Here is a 17,918-nt window from a genome sequence, read left to right as displayed (position 1 = left end):
GAATAAACCCGAATTGGGGCTTGTCGGCAGCGCTTTAGATACGATAAATCGAGGCCGTATTTTCTACCTGCGGATCGGGTTTCCTGCTGTAAGTTTTGCGATCATGCGGTGCCGCACGGGTGGCGTCCAGGCGCCGTTCAGAAGGGTTTTCCCGGTTCGAATCGTCGACTGCCGGGTTGGAAAACCTATTCCAGTGCCAATGAAAACGGTATCAATAAAAAGCACTTGCCGCGGTTAATTTCGATTGTTAATCTGGGTACTCTTTTTAGAGTTTTCCTTCGGCAGGTTCAGTGTTGCAAAGCATGACGCAATGACTTAATTCCGCTCAACGGGTTCCGTAGGGGATTGAATATGCTGACCGCTACCATTGACGTATTCGAAACAGCACCAGCCGCACGCTTCACTGTCGGCGATGTTGTCACGCTGAAAGAAGGGGGCTTGCGCATGACCGTGACATACGCAGGTCCGGTCGCGCTCAATCCTGGTGACTGGCTGATTTGCGAGTGGTTCGACGAATATGGCGAACTGCGCCGCGAGATGTTCGCGCACGAGAGCGTGCGGGCTGAGCCGCGCTCGATCCCCGCCGGCTCGGTGACGTGGGGCAGGATGGGCCGCGCGGCCTGATTATTTGTCTACGCGGTCACGCGCCGTGGCGCGCCTTTGCACGCGCACCAGAAGCGCCGAAGAAAACGCCCGCATCCGTACGATTTTCCGCGTCTCTACAATTTCACCCGCCACGTTCTTCGGCGGGTTCGGCTGCAACGACCAGTAGAGCGCGAGTAGCCAGCCAAAACCTGTCCAGCCAAGGCACGCATTGAAGAGCGCCAGCGTTAGCACGTCATGACGCTTGCGTCGGTCCGCGAGAATGCTCGGCAGAAAATACAGCGCCAGCGCGAGCGCCGCGGCAATGGCCTGAACCACGACGTTTCCACCCATAGCCTGTCTCCCCAGACGCGACGTATGTCGCGATTGTCGCGCGATTGCCTGCTTTGCGCAGTGTTGACGCGAATGGAGCGCGCAGGGGTTCAGCCCGTCGAGCATCAGGACTATCATGGACGTTTCGACTGAACAGAGCCGCCACGGACCGCCACCATGATCTCCGACGATACGACCCAGCAGACCCAGCGCATCAATCAGGACACGCTACGCGAATTCGTAGACCGCAAATGGAACGACGAGATCGTCCCCGCGCTCACGGACTACATCGCCGTGCCGGCCAAGAGTCCGGCGTTCGATCCCGAGTGGGTCAAGCACGGTTATCTCGAGCGTGTGATTACCGACGCTGCGCAATGGGCCGAACAGCAACCCGTGCGCGGCCTGAAACTCGAAGTGATCCGTTTGCCGGGCCGCACGCCGGTGATCTTCTTCGAAACGGCCGCGACCCGCTCGGGCAGCGACGAAACCATCGTGCTGTATGGCCACCTCGACAAGCAGCCTGAATTCGACGGCTGGCGCAACGACCTCGGCCCCTGGACGCCGAAGCTCGAAAACGACAAGCTCTACGGTCGCGGCGGCGCCGACGACGGCTACGCGATCTACGCGAGCCTCACGGCACTGGCCGCGCTCGACGCGCAAGGCATCGAGCGTCCGCGTTGTGTCGGCCTGATCGAAACCTGCGAGGAATCGGGCAGCTACGACCTGCTGCCGTACGTCGACGCATTGCGCGAACGGCTCGGCAAAGTCGGTCTTGTCGTGTGTCTCGATTCGGGCGCGGGCAACTACGACCAGCTGTGGCTCACCACGTCGCTGCGCGGACTGGTCGCCGGTGACCTGGAAGTCGAGGTGCTCGACGAAGGGATTCACTCGGGCGGTTACGGTGGCATCGCGCCGTCCAGCTTCCGCATCATGCGGCAACTGTTCGACCGTCTCGAAGACTCCGCTAACGGCACCTTGTTGCCGAAGGGTTTCCACGTCTCGATCCCGGCGGACCGTTTGCGCGAAGTGGAAGCGACCGCCCAGATTCTCGGCGATGACGTCTGGAAGAAGCTGCCGTGGGCCTGCGGCCAGGACGGCCGTCAGGTGTTGCCCACCACCACTGATCCGCAAGAAGCCTTGCTGAACTCGACGTGGCGTCCGTCGCTGTCGGTGACCGGCGCGGCCGGCTTGCCCGCGCTCGCCGACGCCGGCAACGTGCTGCGTCCGCGCACGGCGTTCAAGCTGTCGCTGCGCCTGCCGCCGCTGATCGAGGCAGAGAAGGCCGTCGCCGAACTGAAGGCGCTGCTCGAATTCGATCCGCCGTACAACGCCAAGGTCACTTTCAAGCCGGACGCCGGCGCTGCGAGCGGCTGGAGCGCGCCCGATCTCGCACCGTGGCTTGCCACCGCGCTTAACGACGCGTCGCGCACGCATTACGGCGCGGACGTTGCCTATATGGGGCAGGGCGGCACGATTCCGTTGATGAACGTACTGAAGTCGGGTTTCCCGAAGTCGCAGTTCATGGTGTGCGGCGTGCTCGGGCCGAAGTCGAATGCACACGGACCGAACGAGTTCCTGCACGTGCCATACGGCAAAAAGCTGACGGCGGCCGTTGCCCAGGTGATCGCGGCCGCGCCTTGAGGCGCGTTTGCCTCGATTTTCACCTCGATCTTTCCACCCATGCCGACACTGTGAATGACCGATAACGCGACTGCTCATCCCGCCACGCTCCGGATTCCGGCCGATCAATTGCATGCCTACGTACGGGCGATCTGGGAGCAGGCGGGCAGTACGCCGCGCGAAGCAGAACTGGTCGCGGATCATCTGGTGGCGGCGAATCTGACCGGTCACGATTCGCATGGTGTGGGGATGATCCCGCGCTATGTGGCGTCGCTGGCCGACGCGCAACTGCAACTGAACCTGCATGCGAAAGTCGTGAAAGACGCGGGCGCGGTCCTGACCGTCGACGGCGCCAGGGGCTTCGGCCAGGTCGTCGCGTTCGAGGCGATGGAGCAGGGCATCGAGCGTGCCAAACGCCTCGGCATTTGCGCGGTCGGCTTGCACAACGCACACCACATCGGGCGCATCGGTCACTGGGCGGAACAATGCGCGCGTGCCGGTCTCGTATCGTTCCATTTTGTCAATGTGGCGGGCGATCCGCTCGTGGCGCCGTTCGGTGGGGCGGACCGCCGCATCGGCACGAATCCGTTTTGCGCCGCCTATCCGCGGCCCGGCAAGCCGCCGCTCGTGCTCGACTTCGCGACCAGCACGGTGGCTTATGGCAAAACGCGCGTCGCGTATAACCAGGGCAAGCAAGTGCCGCCTGGCGCGCTGATCGATCACGAGGGTTTTCCGACCCTCGACCCCAAAGTCATGCAGGAAGCGCCGTTCGGTTCGCTGACGCCGTTCGGCGGTCACAAGGGCTTTGGGCTCGCGGCAATGTGCGAGATTTTCGCGGGTGCGCTGTCGGGCGGCTTCACGACGCACAGAGACACGCTCGGCACGACCAACGCGATCATCAACTGCATGCTGTCGGTGATCGTCGATCCCGCCGCGTTCGACGCCCCCGCCGCGCAGGCCGAAGCCGATGCATTCATCGACTGGGTGAAGGCTTCGCCGCTCGCGGCCGGCGCGGACCGCATCTATGAGCCCGGCGGACCCGAGCGGGTGATGCGCGCGCAACGCGAGGCCGAAGGCATTCCGGTCGATGCTGCCACGTGGGCACAGATTCACGCGGCGGCGCTGGCCGTCGGTATGCGTCCGGAGCAGGCTGAGCGGTGGTCCGCGCGATTGCAATAACGATTGCTTGCGGCTCAACGGGCGCTTTGCGGCGCTCGCTTTGAAATATGCCAATCGGATATTCCGTCTGTTGGCCCACAAATAGAAAAACAAACACCTGAAAACCATATTTTCGATTGCATTACATAATCGAAAATTATTTCTTTTCCTTTCAAATCCGGCAAGAAATTCAAGCTTTGTTCGTTCACTAATTTATTGCGACCGGACGCTCATCCGCTGGCTAATTTCGCTCAACTCCGGTGCGCAAGCGTTTGCGCCTGCACCATCCTTTGGCATCCGATTTACCTCCCCGCCGCGCGCCGTCCGACGGGGCCTGGCACCCGTGTTGCATTCATCTGTTGGTTACCCCGCTCCCATCCCATTCCGGTCTGATTTAGGCTCGCATTGCAATGCCAGTGTTTAACCTTAAAAGGACCATTCAAAATGAATCTGCATAACCATCACGCCTGCCGCCCCTTCCTCGAAGCCGGCAATTTGTCGCAAGTCTCCGCTTACTACGAAGAAGGCCGCAACATCATGTGGATGATGCTGCGGGCGCAGCCGCGTCCCTGTTTTAATCTCGAACTGGTGCACGACATTCTGGGCCTCGCGCAGGCAGCGCGAGAGTCCGGCTTGCCGATCGATTTCTGGGTGACCGGCTCGTTAATTCCGACCATGTTCAACGTCGGGGGCGATCTCGATTTTTTTGCGGACACGATCCGCTCCGGTAAGCGCCAGGTTTTGATGGCCTACGCGCGAGCTTGCGTCGATTGCGTGCACGCGGCGGCGCGCGGTTTCGATACGGGGGCGATTTCGATCGCGATGGTGGAGGGCACGGCGCTTGGAGGGGGCTTCGAGGCCGCACTGGCACACCATTTCCTGCTGGCACAGAACGATGTGCGCATGGGCTTTCCGGAAATTGCGTTCAACCTGTTCCCGGGCATGGGCGGTTATTCGCTGGTCGCGCGCAAGGCGGGCATGCGTCTGGCAGAAGAGTTGATCGGCGTCGGCGAATCGCATACGGCTGAGTGGCACTTCGGCAAGGGGCTGGTGGACCAACTGTTCGAGCCGGGCGACGCTTATATGGCGACGCGTACCTTCATCGACACGCTCAGGCCGAAGATGAACGGCATCCGCGCAATGCTTCGGGCGCGCCAGCGCGTGCTGCAACTGTCGCGCGCCGAGTTGATGGAAATTACCGAGGATTGGGTGGATGCCGCTTTCATGATCGAGGAGAAGGACCTTGCCTTCATGGAGCGGCTGGTGATGCTGCAAAACCGCCGCAATTCGAACCTGCGCCAGACGGCCTCCAGTGCGGCCAATTTCGCCTGAATCGATCTGGGCCCGGCGAGATGGAGCGGTAACTGTGGCCTTGTCCCCCAGGGGACATTATTCGGCGCTCCCCCCATCCCGCCGCAAAGGGACTTTCTTCGGAGCGCCCTCCCGATCCCCCAAGGGGGACTTCTTTCGGGGCGGGGGACTTCTTCGGTCGGGTACGCGGAAGCTCAGGCAATCAGTCTGAGCTTCTGTCTATCCTGCAGCCAGCGTTCGAATTCCGCGGCCGGCATGGCCTGGCCGTACAGGAAGCCCTGTACGTAGTCGACGCCCAGCCCCTTCATGAACAGCTCTTCCGATTCGGTTTCGATGCCTTCCGCGACCACCTTGAAATTCAGTTCTTGCGCGACGACCACCATCGAGCGCACGAGCGCCTGCGCTTTGGTATCGGCATTGATGGAGCGGACGAAACTGCGGTCGAGCTTGATGACGTCGAGCGGAATACGGCCCAATTGCGACAGCGACGAATAGCCGGTGCCGAAGTCGTCCAGATGGACCTGCGCGCCAAGCTGGCGGAACTGCGTGATCAGATCGATCGCCGCTGCTTCGTCCTCGATCAGGCAGCTCTCGGTGAGTTCCAGGTCGATCAGGCAGGGATCGAGATCTGCGCGCTGCAGCGCCTCGCTGAAATGCCGCACCACGGCGGTATCGACCAGTTGGCGCGCCGATACGTTGATCGCGACGCGCAGGTTGTAGCCGTCCGCCTTCCATTTGGCGGCCTGTCTGGCGGCCGTTTCCATGACCCAGCGGCCGAGCACGCCGATTAGCCCGGATTCTTCAGCATAACGGATGAACTCGGCCGGCATGATCTGCCCGCGCTCGGGCGAATTCCAGCGCACCAGCGCCTCCGCGCCCTGCACCACGCCGGTGGCGAGCACGAGCTTGGGTTGATAGTGCAGCGTGAACTGCCCCTCTTCGAGACCGCGCCGCAGGTTGGTGTCGAGCCACATGTACTCGGCGACCTTGCGGTCCATGTCGGGCGAAAACACGCGGTAGGTGCGCTTGCCTTCGTCTTTGGCAACGTACATGGCCGTGTCCGCCGAACGGATCAGCGATTCGAGGTTGTCGCCATGTTCCGGACACACCGCGATGCCAATTGAGCAACCGGTATAGACCTCGACGAGCCCCAGGCTGAACGGCGTGCGCAGGCGTTCGAGAATGCGCTGCGCGGTGGCTTCGAGATCATGAGCGGTGCCTTTGGCGGCGAGCACGATGAACTCATCGCCGCCAAGGCGTGCGAGCGCATCGTCTTCGTTCAGGCAGGTGCGGATGGCCGCCGACACATCGCGGATCAGCCGGTCGCCGAAGACATGGCCGTAGTGGTCGTTGACCTTCTTGAAGTTGTCGAGATCGAGGAACAGTATGCCGACCGATTCGCCAGGACTGGCTTCTTCGATGGCAGTACGGATCTTGTCCTGGATCGCATTGCGATTGGGGAGGCCGGTGAGCGAATCGGTGTTCGCCAGTTCGGTGAGCCGTTCCTGCGCGAGCCGTTCCTCGGTGATGTCGGTACCCGAGCAGATCAGAAACTGTTCTTCGACGCCGCTGCCGCTGTGAACGAACTTATTGCGAAATAGAAAGAGCCGTTCGCCGTTGAGGGTTTTCACACGCCGCTCGACTTCGTACGAGACGCCGCGATTGAAGAACCCCGTGATGTTCTGGCTCGACGCCGCACCGGATTCGGAGGTCATGAACAGCGCCCACACATTGCGCCCGACGATGTCTTCTTCCTTCACACCGGTGAGTTCCTCGGCGAGCCGGTTGAAGCGCTGTATCCGGCCGTGCCTGTCGACGATAACCACGACCGAATTGACTTCGGAGACGACCTGTTCGGCGAAAGAGAGACCATGCACCAGATCGCGCGCGACGGATTCCGTGTCGTCATAGGCGGAGGCGGTGCCTGCCCACGTATTGCTGGCGAGTTTTTTACCGACGAGGTGCAGGCGCAGCGGTTCGCCGAACAGCCGCACGTCGAGGACGAGATGCGACGTGATGCCGGTGAGGCAACGGATTTGCGAAGCCTGTTGGGGATTCAGCGGAATGGCGACATTGGCTGGCACGTCACCGGTAACGGGCGTGAGTTCCAGCGCGTTGCTGTCGTTCGACAGACGCCAGCAGGGGCTGCTTGTGCCGAACTGCGCAAAAAGCACCTGATCGTGTTGGTCGTCGTTCATGAGATCCCCGGGCGGTGTGTGCCGGTGAGCCGCTCGTGAAGCCGGATTGGCGGCAGACAGTCTTCATCATACTTAAACACTGGCCCATTGTAGCGAAGCGGCTGCAGTTCGGGCTTATAAACCGGGCTTGTAAACATTAACGGTCGGAATGGCTCGCTTTTTTAGGCTTCTATAGGAGCCACGCGTGGGCGTTAAACCTCCAAACCGCATCAAACAGTGTCTCAGCACTGACTCAGAAGCGCCGGGCCAACAGGCTCCGGGCGTGCTCCCGTTCCGCGGGAATCGTTTCCACCGAGGGGTCAAACCAGAAAGCCCCCGCAACAAGCGTCGCGACCACGACTCCATCCCGATACAGAACCCGATTCCCCGCCACAGCCGGCACCCGCTCGCCGACCAGCAACGTACCCACAAGATTCAAAGGATCCGTTCCGGCGACGCACACAAAAGCACCATCGTTCGCATGCCTTCGAACCTCACGCAATAAGGGAATCGCTTCGGGTAGCGCAAACTGTTCACCCGCGAGCCCATTCACAAACCGCCCGCCACGAATGACGCCACGCGCTTCGAGCCGCTGAAACACGCGCAACAGATCCCGCCACGGCGGCAGCCATTCGGCCTCGCGTACGAGCAAACGCCAGAACACGACGCCATAGCGGCGCAGCAAAGTCATCGCGACATGCTCGAGTACGTCGGGGGCGAACGGCTGACGGTGCGCGGGCGAGGTCTCCGTTGCGGCGACAATGGGCCGCCGGCTGACCAGCGCCCAACGCCCTGCGTCGTCCATTCCTCCGATCAATGCGCTCGACCTGACACGCCGGCTACTCGAGTAAGCACTGCGTTTGGCGACGGGTTTCAACAGTGCCCGCAAGCCGGCGAAACTATCGGAATTCACCAGACCCGCTGCAACCAGCTCGCCCAACGCATTCTCCAGTTCAATACGCAAGCCGCTTACTTCGGTTAGCAGTTCGTCGAAGAACATCGCGCCATGTTGCGATAGCGTGTCATGGACGCGCTGCGCCCGGGCCGACAACTCCGGTTGTTTCGACGTGTCGATCAACGTACTCCAGACGCGCACCTGAGCACGCGGCAAAAGCACGATCGGCGTGCTGCGCACCGGTCCCGCCGCACTGCGTGCCCGCTCGGTCAGACGCGTCCAGACGATCTTGCCGGCGCGGCATAATTCGTCGAGCGAAACATTCGCGTAAGCCTTGACGCGGGCCGGCAGAATGTCCTCTTCCCATGCGGCCGCCGCGGCCTGAAAACCCTCCATCTGGTCGAGTACGGCGGCGAGGGCCTCACGTCCCTCGGCGCGCGTGTCCGGCGTCAGATGTTGCCACTCGAACAGAAAGCGCATGAAATCGTGCCGTTCCACCGGCTCGATTTCGCGTCGCAGGCGTTTCACCGTGTACCGGTGGATCCGCGCAAGCAAATGACGCTCGCACCATTCTTCTTCGCTTGCGCCTGGCGAGAAGCGGCCGCGCATCACGTAGCCTTCCGCTTCGAGACGCGTCAGCGTTTGTTCGACGGATGCCGCCGGCAACATCAGCGCCTGCGAAATCGCGCGTACCGGCAACGGGCCGAAGCCGGTCAGCCGGGCACGCAGCAGGTCGAGCAGTGCGTCGTCGGCGCGCCAGGTGTCGGTGTAGCCTTTCGGTGCGGTGAGCGGTGGGTCAAACGGGGCATCAGGGTAGAGCGCCTGGAAACAGGTCAGGCGCTCGGCGGGCAGCCAGAGCACGTTATCGGCGGCGATGCGCAGGCGGGTCGCGCGGCCGGATTCGGCAAGCGAGGCGAGCCATCCCGGCCAGCCTTCTTCATTGCGCGCTTCGGCCTCGCTGATGCAGGCGAGGCCGGTCAGCGCTTCGTGCATCTCGTCGGCGGTGCGCGCCTGTGGCCATGCTTCGCCGCGTACGCTGCCGATCGCGGCGGCATCGAGCGCGCCGAGGTCGTCGGTGCTGGACGGATCGGACCAGCGGCGATTCTGCACGGCTTGGGTGCGGCGTTCTTCGATCGGTGCGTCGTCGAGATAGGCGTACGGCTTGGCGGTGAGGATTTCGGCGGCAAGCGGCGAGGGCGCCGGCAAATCGCGGGCGATCAGTTGCACGTCGCCCTGTTCCATGCGACGCAGCAAGGCTATCCAGCTTTCGCTGTCCATCGCTTCGTGCAGACAATCGTCGACGGTTTGGTCGACTAAGGGATGACGTGGCAGTTCGCGTTCGCCGACGATGTTCTCCAGACACGCGGCCTGCTCGGGAAACACGCTCGCCAGCAGATCTTCGCTACGCATGCGCTGCAATTGCGGCGGGGTTTTGCGCCCGCCGGTATAACGCGGCAGGCCGAGCGAGGTGGTCGCGTTCCAGCGCCAGCGCACGCCGAACAGCGGCGCGTCGAGCAGCGCCTGGATCAGCAGATGCTCGGCGCTGTTCGAATGCAGGTAGCGCCACACTTCATCGAGTACGAACGAATGGCTGCCGGTCAGTGAGAGGACGATCGCGTCTTCGGTGGCGGCGGCTTGCAGTTCGAAATTGAAGTTCCGGCAAAAGCGCTTGCGCAGCGCGAGACCCCACGCGCGGTTCACACGGCTGCCAAACGGCGCATGGATCACGAGCTGCGTGCCGCCGGACTCGTCGAAGAAACGCTCCATCACGAGCGTGTTTTGCGACGGCAGTACGCCGAGCGCGGCGCGTGCACGGGCGAGATAGTCGACGATTTGCCGCGCAGCGGCTTCGTCGAGACCGAGCGTGTCGATGAGCCAGTCGATCGCGCGTTGGAGGCGCGCGGTCATGACTTCGGTGTCGTCCGGCGCTCCGTCGAGCAGGCGCCCAATCTCCTCGCGCAAGCGCGCAACGCCGAACGACAGTTCATCGCTGCGCCCCGGCGCCTCGCCGAGCCAGAACGGAATATTCGGCGGCTGCCCCTGTGCATCCTCGACTCGCACGCGGCCGCTTTCGATGCGCAGAATCCGGTACGACGCGTTGCCGAGCTGGAACACGTCGCCGGCCAGACTCTCGACGGCGAAATCTTCGTTGACGGTGCCGATATTGATCGCTTGCGGTTCGAGCACCACCGCGTAGTCGGCGTTCTCGGGAATGGTGCCGCCCGACGTCACGGCGACCAGTTTGCCGCCGCGCCGCCCGCGCAAGGTGCCGCTCACGGCGTCGCGATGAATATAGGCGCCGCGCGGACCGTTGCGGCTCGTATAGCCAACGGCCAGCATGTGCAGCACGGCGTCGTATTGCTCGCGTTCGAGATCGGCGTAGGGCGCCGCGCGCCGCATCATCTCGAACAACGCGTCCTCGCCCCATTCGGCGCTCGATACCTCGGCGACGATCTGTTGCGCGAGCACGTCGAGCGGCGCGCGCGGAATCCGCAACGCGTCGAGTTCGCCACGCCGCACGCAATCGAGCAGCGCCGCGCATTCGATCAGATCGTCGCGTGAAGCCGGAAAAAGCCGACCCTTCGGCATGCCGCCAACATGGTGGCCCGAGCGCCCCACACGTTGCAGGAACGGCGCGATCGCACGCGGCGAACCCATCTGGCAGACCAGATCGACGTCGCCGATATCGATGCCCAGTTCCAGTGAGGCGGTGGCGATCAGCACACGCAACTCGCCGCGTTTCAGGCGCTGTTCGGCGTCGAAACGATATTCCTTGGCGAGGCTGCCGTGATGCGCGGCCACCACGTCCTTGCCGAGCCGCTCGGTCAGATGACGCGCGGCGCGTTCGGCCATGCGGCGTGTGTTGACGAAAACCAGCGTGGTGCGATGCATCGCGACCAGTTCGGCGAGCCGGTCATAGACGCGCTCCCACACTTCATTGGGCATGACCGCTTCGAGCGGCACGGGCGGAATCTCCAGTGCGAGATCGCGCTCGCGGATGTGGCCCACGTCGATAATCGCGCAGTCAGCGGGAGTGCCGCTCTCGATGCCCGCGCCGCCCACCAGAAAGCGCGCAACGGCACTCACCGGCTTTTGCGTCGCCGACAGGCCGATGCGCGGTAAGCGCCGCTGACACAGCGAGTCGAGCCGTTCGAGGCTGAGCGCCAGATGACTGCCGCGCTTGCTGCCGGCGAGCGCATGAATTTCGTCGACGATCACCGTGCGCACCGTCGACAGCATGCGGCGGCCTGAATCCGAGCCGAGCAGCACGTACAGCGATTCCGGCGTGGTCACGAGAATATGCGGCGCGCGCTTTTTGAGCGCGTTGCGTTCCTGCTGCGTGGTGTCGCCGGTGCGCACGGCGGTGCGGATGTCGAGCGGCGGCAGGCCGCGTGCGTCGAGTTCCGCGGCGATGCCCTGCAACGGCACTTGCAGATTGATGCGGATGTCGTTGGAGAGCGCCTTCAGCGGCGAGACATAGACCACCAGGGTTTCGTCAGGCAGGACGCCGCCGTTGGCGAGGCCTTGCTGGACGAGTTCGTCGAGCGCGGACAGGAAGGCGGTGAGGGTTTTGCCCGAACCGGTCGGCGCGGCCACCAGAGTCGAGCGCCCGCTGCGAATCTGCGGCCAGGCGGCAGCCTGGGCGTCGGTGGGAGCGGGGAACGTCTTCAGGAACCAGCCGGCGACAGCGGGATGAAAGTCATCCAGCGCGCTCGCCGGGTTGGGGCCCAAAGCGGGGTTCAGAGCGGCCTCTGAAGCCGGCTCCAGAACTGGATCGAAAGCCGAAGAATCGGAAGGCGCCGCCAGGGCGGCGGATGTCGGGGCCGAAGTCATGCTTGCATAGATGGGGGCGCGCCGTGCCATATCCAGAGGACGGCAGACGCCGCCCTGTTTCGAGGATCAGGGATCAGTCTGGCAGGTTTTTAATGGCCTTGCCGACGGTTGTGCAGCACAGCTCGCGCGAAACTACCAGACCCAGCGCACCCCTGCATCGCCCGTCACCGTTCTCTGGTGCGCGCCACCCAGGTTCGTCACCCAGCCGAGCGTCGCGAACACTCTGCCCGACGTGCTGAATTTACCGATCACGCCCGCGCCGAGTTGCGCCGCAGTTTGCCCGACCGTGCCCGGAATCACGGTCCCGCCGCCGAAAGTCACTTTGTCGTCGGAGCCGAACTCGCGTAAGAGGCTGACCCGCACGTAAGGCCGCCAGGCGATCGCGAAGGCATCGAACTGACCTTGCAGGCGTGCACCGATTCGTCCGACGAAAGTATTGCCGCTGTTGAAGCCGACACTCGACACGCCATCGTTGAAGTCGGATAGCGAAAGGTGCTGCCACACAAGTTGCGCCTGGGGTTCGAGCGTGAGCCCCGCGCCGAGCGGAATCGGCAGGCCGCCTTCGAGCGAACCGGTCACCGCGTTGCCGTGCGTCGTCGTGTTGAGGCCGTCGCGCGAGGCCGGATCGACGGTCAACGAACTCCCCATTAGCACGGCGTCCGTGTACCAGCCGCTCGGGCCGATGTGCGTCCAGTAGCCGCCGAGGCTGTATGCGTTGATCGCCAGGTGGCCCACGGCGAGATTGGGCATGCCGAGCGCGAAGCCGTCGACGTCACCGGTCGCCCGCGCGAAGCCGACGAACAAACCGTAGTGATTGCGCTGGCCGCTCGCGCTGCGATCGGCATACAGATCCTGTCCGGCCTGGATGCCGTACACCGAGCCGTCGAATTGCGGGCTCGCTGCACCGTCCTGACTCAGTACGCTATGGCCGCCCCACACGCGGCCCCACGCGGCAGGCAGCTTGCCGCTGTCATCCAGCAAGGCCTGATCGCCTTGCCGGTCATGAAACGTATCGATCTGCATCAAGCCAAGTTCGCGCGCGACACTGGGCGCCGCGGCGTAGACCGGCACTTCGACGCGATACAGCGGCGTGGCGGCCGAACCCGCGGACGGCGCGGGCGGCAAGGGCGGCGTGCCCTCGGCCGCAAGCGGTACGCCGGGCTCCACAGCGGGCGGCTCGCCAGGTGTAGCGGGCGAGCCTGGCGTGGTGACGGGCGGCGGTGGCGTCACGCCCGGGGGCAGCGGCGCAACCGTGTTGCGCAGATACCAACTGTCCGTCGTCCCGCTGCTCACACCGCCTTTGGCGAGATAGTAGGAATAGGCTCCGGCCTTCACCGGCGCGGCCAGCGTGAACGCGCTCGGGTCGGTCGTGGCGCCGTTGGTTGCCTGAATCAGTTGAATGCCGTCCGCCACCGTTCGTGCGCCCTGGCCGCCCACGTTCGTGACTTGCAGGCGCGTTGAGCCGGTGGCCGTTCCGCCGCTCAGCACGAGGCGATCAGATGCCGCGCCGTCGCCGGCGACGACGGTGTTCAGTCCGATGGTGCCATTCTGTCCGGCATAGTTGCCCGTCACATTCAACAGGTTGCCCACGCCCCCGGCGGCAGGGCCACCGATCTGCACGAGTCCGGCATTCACCAGCGAGCCGTTGATCGAGAACGCCCCATTCCCCTCGCTTGCAAACGACGGCAGCGCATTCGCCACCGCGAGCGTGCCGTTGTTCGTTACGGCGCCCGTCACGCTGCCGTAGCCACCGAGCGTTGCGCCCCCGGCCACCGTAGTGGCGCCGCCGCCCGTCAGCGCAGCGTTGGCATGCGCCGCATCGCCGATCGCGAGGGTGCCCGCCGCGACCGTGGTGGGGCCGCTATAGGTGCTCACGCCCGTCATCAGCAAGCTGCCGCTGCCGGTTTTCGTCAAGGCGCCGGTTCCGCTCACGGCCTGGGCGAGCGTCGTATCGAACGATTGCGTATCGATCGTGCCGCCGCCCGCTGCCAGGGTGATGGCGCGCGTGCTGGCGAGGTCGAAGCTGGTCGTCAATTGCAGTGCGCCGCCGTTGAACGTGAGGCCACCGGTGTTCGCTCCGAGCGCATTGTCCGCGCCGACGGCGATCGTGCCTTGATCGATCGTCGTGCCGCCCGAGTAGGTGTTGCCGTTCGCCGCAGCCGGCGCGAGCGTCAACACGCCGGCGCCGGTTTTATCGACTGCGCCCGTGCCGCTGATCGATCCCGCATAGGTGCCAGCGTTGTCCTGGGCAAACCGCACGAGTCCGTTGTCGGTGACGGTGGCAGGCAGGTTCTGCGCATTCGCCTGCAAGGTCGCGCCGCTATCGACGAGCGCCGTCGCGCTCGCGCCGAGCGTACCGGTGAGATTGAGCGTGCCCGTTTGCACGTGCGCGAGGGTGAAGGTCCCGCTGCCGGTCCAGTTCCACAGCGCGCCTTGCATCTGCAGGGTCTGGAAGTTGGTAAACGCATTCGACGCCGTGCCCGAGCCTTGCAAGGTCACCGTATTCGTTCCTGCTCCGCCATCGGCCGTACCGTTGATCACGGAGCCGGTTTGCAGAATCAGCGCATCGTTGCCGTTGCCCATCGTGATGGCCGTGCCGATGCCGCTCTGCACGAGTCCCGCATTGATGATGGTGCTGTTGCCGTTGAGCGTACGGATGCCGGAGCCGTTCTGACTGATGATGCTGCCACCCGCGAGGTTCTGGATCGTCGCGACGAAGCTCGATCCCGCCGTGTTCGAAAACACCGCGTCCGACGCGCTGCCGCTCGCGCTGATCGTGCCGCTGTTGATCAACTGGTCGTTATTGCCTTGCAGATAAGCGGTTGGACTGGCCGAGCCGGTGGTGGACAGCGTGCCGCTGTTGGTGATGATGCCGCTGCCGCCCAGAATCGAAGCCGCGCGCGCGTTGCTGCCCGAGGTCGTCACCGTACCGCTGTTGATCAACTTGTTGTTCGACTGGCCGACGTTCGTTTGTCCCCATGCGGCCGTCATGCCATAGGCGTTGGGGCCGCTGGTGGTGATCGAGCCGTTGTTGGTCAAGGTGTTGCCGCTGCCGTTGGCCGCCATGCCATCGTTGAAGGCGCCGCTCGTGGTGATGACTCCGCCGCTCGCGTTGGTGATCTGATTGCCGTTGCCCACGCCGAGCAGCACGGCGCCGCGCACGGTGCCCGTACCCCCGCCACCTGTCAGCGAAAAGTTGCCGCTGCTGTTGATCGTGCTATTGGTGTCGACGCTGAAGACGACCGGATTGGCGCTGCGTACGAAATTGCCCGAGGCGGTGCTATCGGCATTGATCGCCACGCCGGTGCTGCCGGTTTGCGCAACGACGGCGGCGAGGCCGCTGCCCGTGCAGGCGACGGTGGTATTGCTCGGCGGCGCGGTATTGCTGCATGCGGCCATTGCGGAAGGGGTGAGTGCTTTGGAGAGCAGCACGACGCTGCCCAGGCCGATTCCAAACGTTTTCTTCTTCTTCATACGCGCGGTCCTTGCTAAGGCACTACACCATACGAGCGGAATGGTCCGACTTATACACGTCTTACCAAAACTTTCCAATTGCCTCCGGCATAACTTACGAATGTGTTGCGGATCACCGACGCTGGCTGGAGACCCGCATGGCGCCTTGCTAGTGGGGAGCAGGCGGCTGTTCGATCGGGGAGAGTGTCACCGTAGCGGCGGTGCGAACCGTAAGGAATTTGAAACAGGGTTTCGCCGGGGGGCTGGCCAGGACTCACGCCGGGTCCTGTCGAAATTGGCCAGGTGCAGTACTCTGTACGACCTACTCATCCACGAATCCACGATGGAGTCTCGACGATGCGATACAACCCGTTAGGCCGTACCGGTGTGTTTGTTTCAGAGCTATGTCTGGGCACGATGACCTTCGGTGGCGGCGAGGGCATATGGAAGCAGATCGGCGATCTGCAGCAGCAAGACGCGGAGCGGCTGGTCGGCCGGGCGCTCGACGCGGGTATCAATTTCATCGACACGGCCGACGTCTACGCTGACGGCCTGTCCGAGCAGATCACGGGCCAGGCGCTAAAGAGCCTCAAGGTGCCGCGCGACCAGGTTGTGGTCGCAACCAAAGTATTCGGCCAGACGGCAGCGTTTCCGAACGCGCGCGGGGCGTCGCGTTATCACATCATCGACGGGGTCAAGGCGAGCCTGAAGCGCCTGCAACTCGATCACATCGACCTGTATCAGATCCACGGTTTCGATCCGGCCACACCGATCGAAGAAACCATGCGCGCGCTCGATACGCTGGTTCAGCATGGTCATGTGCGCTATGTCGGCGTGTCGAACTGGGCCGCGTGGCAGATCGTGAAGGCGCTGGGCATTTCGGAGCGCCTCGGCCTCGCGCGCTTTGAAACGCTACAGGCGTATTACACGCTGGCGGGTCGCGACCTCGAACGCGAACTCGTACCGATGCTGCATAGCGAAGGTCTGGGCCTGATGGTGTGGAGTCCGCTCGCGGGCGGCTTGCTGAGCGGCAAATATGGGCGCGAGCAGCAGGGCGAAGCCGGCAGCCGTCGCACGACGTTCGACTTTCCGCCGGTCAATCGTGAGCGCGCGTATGACTGCATCGACGTGATGCGTGATATCGCCGAGGCGAAAAAAGTGTCGGTGGCGCAGATCGCGCTCGCGTGGTTGCTGCATCAACGCGTGGTGACCTCGGTGATCGTCGGTGCGAAGAAAATCGAGCAACTCGACGATAACATCGCCGCCACCGGCGTCGCGTTGACCGCCGACGAGCTTGCGAAGCTCAATCAGGTCAGCACGCTGCCGCCTGAGTACCCGGGCTGGATGCAGGAGCGCCAGGGTGAGCCGCGCCGCAAGCAGCTTGAAGAGGCGCGTTATCCGGTGCAGCGCTAGCTGGAAGCGGCGGCGTCCGCTGTGCCCATTGCGCGCCGGAAAGGTCGTGGCGGGGCAGTGAGCAGCGTGCCGGGCAGGTAGCGGGTAGCGGGTAGCCGGGTAGCGCGTTTGCCTCGCGCCCCGGCCTGGCATGCCGCCACACCGCTACATCGCGCGCCTCACGCCGCCCGGCTTGCTGTCCGCTTGATAAGCGGCAACGGCGTCCATTGTGCGTGCTGAATACACCATCGCGGCGCCCGCATTCACGGCAATCGCCACACCCAGCGCTTCGGCGATTTCTTCGCGTGTCGCGCCGTGTTTCAGCGCTTCGGCCGTGTGCACGGTGACACAGCCGTCGCATCGCAGGTGATGGACTTTCTCACGCAGGTCCGCATGACGATGGCGTGCGATCTGCTGCTGCGCACGCGGCGTAGCGCCGCGGAGATCGGTGAGGCAGTGGGGTATCAATCGGAAGCCGCTTTCGGCAAGGCGTTTCAACAGAGCGTCGGTGTGACGCCGGGACGTTACCGGCGTCAACCGCAAGAGGACGATCAGAAAGCCGGCTAGACCTTGTCGGTTTTACCGAGCCAGCGCCGCTCGATCCACGACATGATCCAGGTCACCAGCAGTGCGCAGACCGTGCCCAGCGTGACTTCGCCGAGGCGCAGCAGGGCCTTGTCCCACGGCGAACCGACGCCCGGCACCAGCAGCATGATGGTCGCGGTGATGCCGCCCAGACGCGCCGCGCTGCCCACATTCACGATCCAGCAAATTACGATCGCCACGGCAACCGTGGCCCCGTAGGCCGCGAGATTGCCGCCGCCGAGCGTTGCGCCGACGAGACCGCACACGCCCCCGACCATCGCGCCGATGAACTGATCGCGCGAGAGCTTGCGGGTGTCGATATAGCTATGCTGGCTGACCGCGATCGCTGTAATTGCAGCCCAGAAGGCTTGTTCGGTATGCAGCCAGCGGCCGATCGCGAAAGCAAGGCTGGCGCCGGCCACCGCCTGCGCGGCCATCACGCCGCCTTCGATCAGCCGGTCGCCCAGCGGCAGCGACTTGAGAAACGCGAACAGCGAGTCGGCGGCACTTGTCCGCGCTGCACGTCTTGAATCGTTGGGAGCGGTCATCGAATGGGGAAGAGCCCTGTTGCAGCATGA

Annotated in this window: 11 protein-coding genes and 1 pseudogene; 6 read left to right on the top strand and 6 right to left on the bottom strand. The window is 63.8% G+C overall.

Annotated elements, in window-relative coordinates; translation table 11 throughout:
• Window positions 1-351 precede the first annotated feature (351 nt).
• A complete protein-coding gene (locus tag PQQ52_RS30035; RefSeq protein ID WP_408219721.1) occupies window positions 352-624 on the top strand; it encodes a YodC family protein in 273 nt (90 codons plus the stop codon).
• Here the strand turns inward: PQQ52_RS30035 and PQQ52_RS30030 are convergent, their stop codons facing one another.
• Complete coding sequence (locus PQQ52_RS30030) at window positions 625-936, bottom strand: superinfection immunity protein (RefSeq protein ID WP_408219719.1); 312 nt, start codon at window positions 934-936, stop codon at window positions 625-627.
• 156 nt (window positions 937-1,092) lie between these two features.
• Between PQQ52_RS30030 and PQQ52_RS30025 the strand changes: the two genes are divergently transcribed.
• The 3 genes from PQQ52_RS30025 (at window position 1,093) to PQQ52_RS30015 (ending at window position 5,025) form a co-directional block, all read left to right on the top strand.
• Window positions 1,093-2,556, top strand: coding sequence for a M20 family metallopeptidase (locus tag PQQ52_RS30025; RefSeq protein ID WP_408219716.1), 1,464 nt, complete (start codon window positions 1,093-1,095; stop codon window positions 2,554-2,556).
• A gap of 54 nt (window positions 2,557-2,610) precedes the next feature.
• Window positions 2,611-3,714, top strand: a complete 1,104-nt coding sequence (locus PQQ52_RS30020) for a malate/lactate/ureidoglycolate dehydrogenase (protein WP_408219713.1) — start codon at window positions 2,611-2,613, stop codon at window positions 3,712-3,714.
• Window positions 3,715-4,137: 423 nt separating this feature from the next.
• Window positions 4,138-5,025, top strand: a complete 888-nt coding sequence (locus PQQ52_RS30015; protein ID WP_408219710.1) for a crotonase/enoyl-CoA hydratase family protein — start codon at window positions 4,138-4,140, stop codon at window positions 5,023-5,025.
• 173 nt (window positions 5,026-5,198) lie between these two features.
• Here PQQ52_RS30015 and pdeR read toward each other — a convergent pair whose 3' ends face one another.
• The 3 genes from pdeR to PQQ52_RS30000 form a co-directional block, all read right to left on the bottom strand.
• A complete protein-coding gene (gene pdeR, locus PQQ52_RS30010; RefSeq protein ID WP_408219708.1) occupies window positions 5,199-7,202 on the bottom strand; it encodes a cyclic di-GMP phosphodiesterase in 2,004 nt (667 codons plus the stop codon).
• A gap of 232 nt (window positions 7,203-7,434) precedes the next feature.
• Window positions 7,435-11,940: a DEAD/DEAH box helicase gene (locus tag PQQ52_RS30005; protein WP_459252562.1), complete on the bottom strand. Its 4,506-nt coding sequence runs from the start codon at window positions 11,938-11,940 to the stop codon at window positions 7,435-7,437.
• A gap of 102 nt (window positions 11,941-12,042) precedes the next feature.
• Window positions 12,043-15,384, bottom strand: a complete 3,342-nt coding sequence (locus PQQ52_RS30000) for an autotransporter outer membrane beta-barrel domain-containing protein (protein ID WP_408219702.1) — start codon at window positions 15,382-15,384, stop codon at window positions 12,043-12,045.
• 336 nt (window positions 15,385-15,720) lie between these two features.
• Between PQQ52_RS30000 and PQQ52_RS29995 the strand changes: the two genes are divergently transcribed.
• On the top strand, window positions 15,721-16,776 hold the full coding sequence (locus tag PQQ52_RS29995; RefSeq protein ID WP_408219699.1) for an aldo/keto reductase: 1,056 nt from the start codon (window positions 15,721-15,723) through the stop codon (window positions 16,774-16,776).
• Window positions 16,777-16,920: 144 nt separating this feature from the next.
• Here PQQ52_RS29995 and PQQ52_RS29990 read toward each other — a convergent pair.
• A pseudogene (locus tag PQQ52_RS29990) lies at window positions 16,921-17,121 on the bottom strand (carboxymuconolactone decarboxylase family protein); the annotation flags it as partial.
• Window positions 17,122-17,124: 3 nt separating this feature from the next.
• On the opposite strand from PQQ52_RS29990, the gene PQQ52_RS29985 reads away from it, so the two are divergent.
• The gene (locus tag PQQ52_RS29985; protein WP_408219696.1) at window positions 17,125-17,322 is read left to right on the top strand and encodes a helix-turn-helix domain-containing protein; all 198 of its coding nucleotides are present in this window, start codon (window positions 17,125-17,127) and stop codon (window positions 17,320-17,322) included.
• Here the strand turns inward: PQQ52_RS29985 and PQQ52_RS29980 are convergent.
• The gene (locus PQQ52_RS29980) at window positions 17,319-17,888 is read right to left on the bottom strand and encodes an FUSC family protein (RefSeq protein WP_408219693.1); all 570 of its coding nucleotides are present in this window, start codon (window positions 17,886-17,888) and stop codon (window positions 17,319-17,321) included. The genes PQQ52_RS29985 and PQQ52_RS29980 overlap by 4 nt on opposite strands.
• Window positions 17,889-17,918 lie beyond the last annotated feature (30 nt).

The organism is Paraburkholderia sediminicola (assembly GCF_046030555.1).
GTDB classification, from domain to species: Bacteria; Pseudomonadota; Gammaproteobacteria; order Burkholderiales; family Burkholderiaceae; genus Paraburkholderia; species Paraburkholderia sediminicola_E.
The sequence above is the reverse complement of the archived record's forward strand: the minus strand, read 5'-3'. Positions and strand labels throughout refer to the sequence as shown.

What these genes read in the sequence shown, in the direction of transcription:
- PQQ52_RS29985 (WP_408219696.1), top strand. Translation starts at nt 17,125, where the DNA reads ATGGACTTTCTCACGCAGGTCCGCATGACGATGGCGTGCGATCTGCTG.
- PQQ52_RS30005 (WP_459252562.1), bottom strand. Translation starts at nt 11,940, where the DNA reads ATGGCACGGCGCGCCCCCATCTATGCAAGCATGACTTCGGCCCCGACA.
- PQQ52_RS30035 (WP_408219721.1), top strand. Translation starts at nt 352, where the DNA reads ATGCTGACCGCTACCATTGACGTATTCGAAACAGCACCAGCCGCACGC.
- PQQ52_RS30025 (WP_408219716.1), top strand. Translation starts at nt 1,093, where the DNA reads ATGATCTCCGACGATACGACCCAGCAGACCCAGCGCATCAATCAGGAC.
- PQQ52_RS29980 (WP_408219693.1), bottom strand. Translation starts at nt 17,888, where the DNA reads ATGACCGCTCCCAACGATTCAAGACGTGCAGCGCGGACAAGTGCCGCC.
- PQQ52_RS29995 (WP_408219699.1), top strand. Translation starts at nt 15,721, where the DNA reads ATGCGATACAACCCGTTAGGCCGTACCGGTGTGTTTGTTTCAGAGCTA.
- pdeR (WP_408219708.1), bottom strand. Translation starts at nt 7,202, where the DNA reads ATGAACGACGACCAACACGATCAGGTGCTTTTTGCGCAGTTCGGCACA.
- PQQ52_RS30030 (WP_408219719.1), bottom strand. Translation starts at nt 936, where the DNA reads ATGGGTGGAAACGTCGTGGTTCAGGCCATTGCCGCGGCGCTCGCGCTG.
- PQQ52_RS30015 (WP_408219710.1), top strand. Translation starts at nt 4,138, where the DNA reads ATGAATCTGCATAACCATCACGCCTGCCGCCCCTTCCTCGAAGCCGGC.
- PQQ52_RS30020 (WP_408219713.1), top strand. Translation starts at nt 2,611, where the DNA reads ATGACCGATAACGCGACTGCTCATCCCGCCACGCTCCGGATTCCGGCC.
- PQQ52_RS30000 (WP_408219702.1), bottom strand. Translation starts at nt 15,384, where the DNA reads ATGAAGAAGAAGAAAACGTTTGGAATCGGCCTGGGCAGCGTCGTGCTG.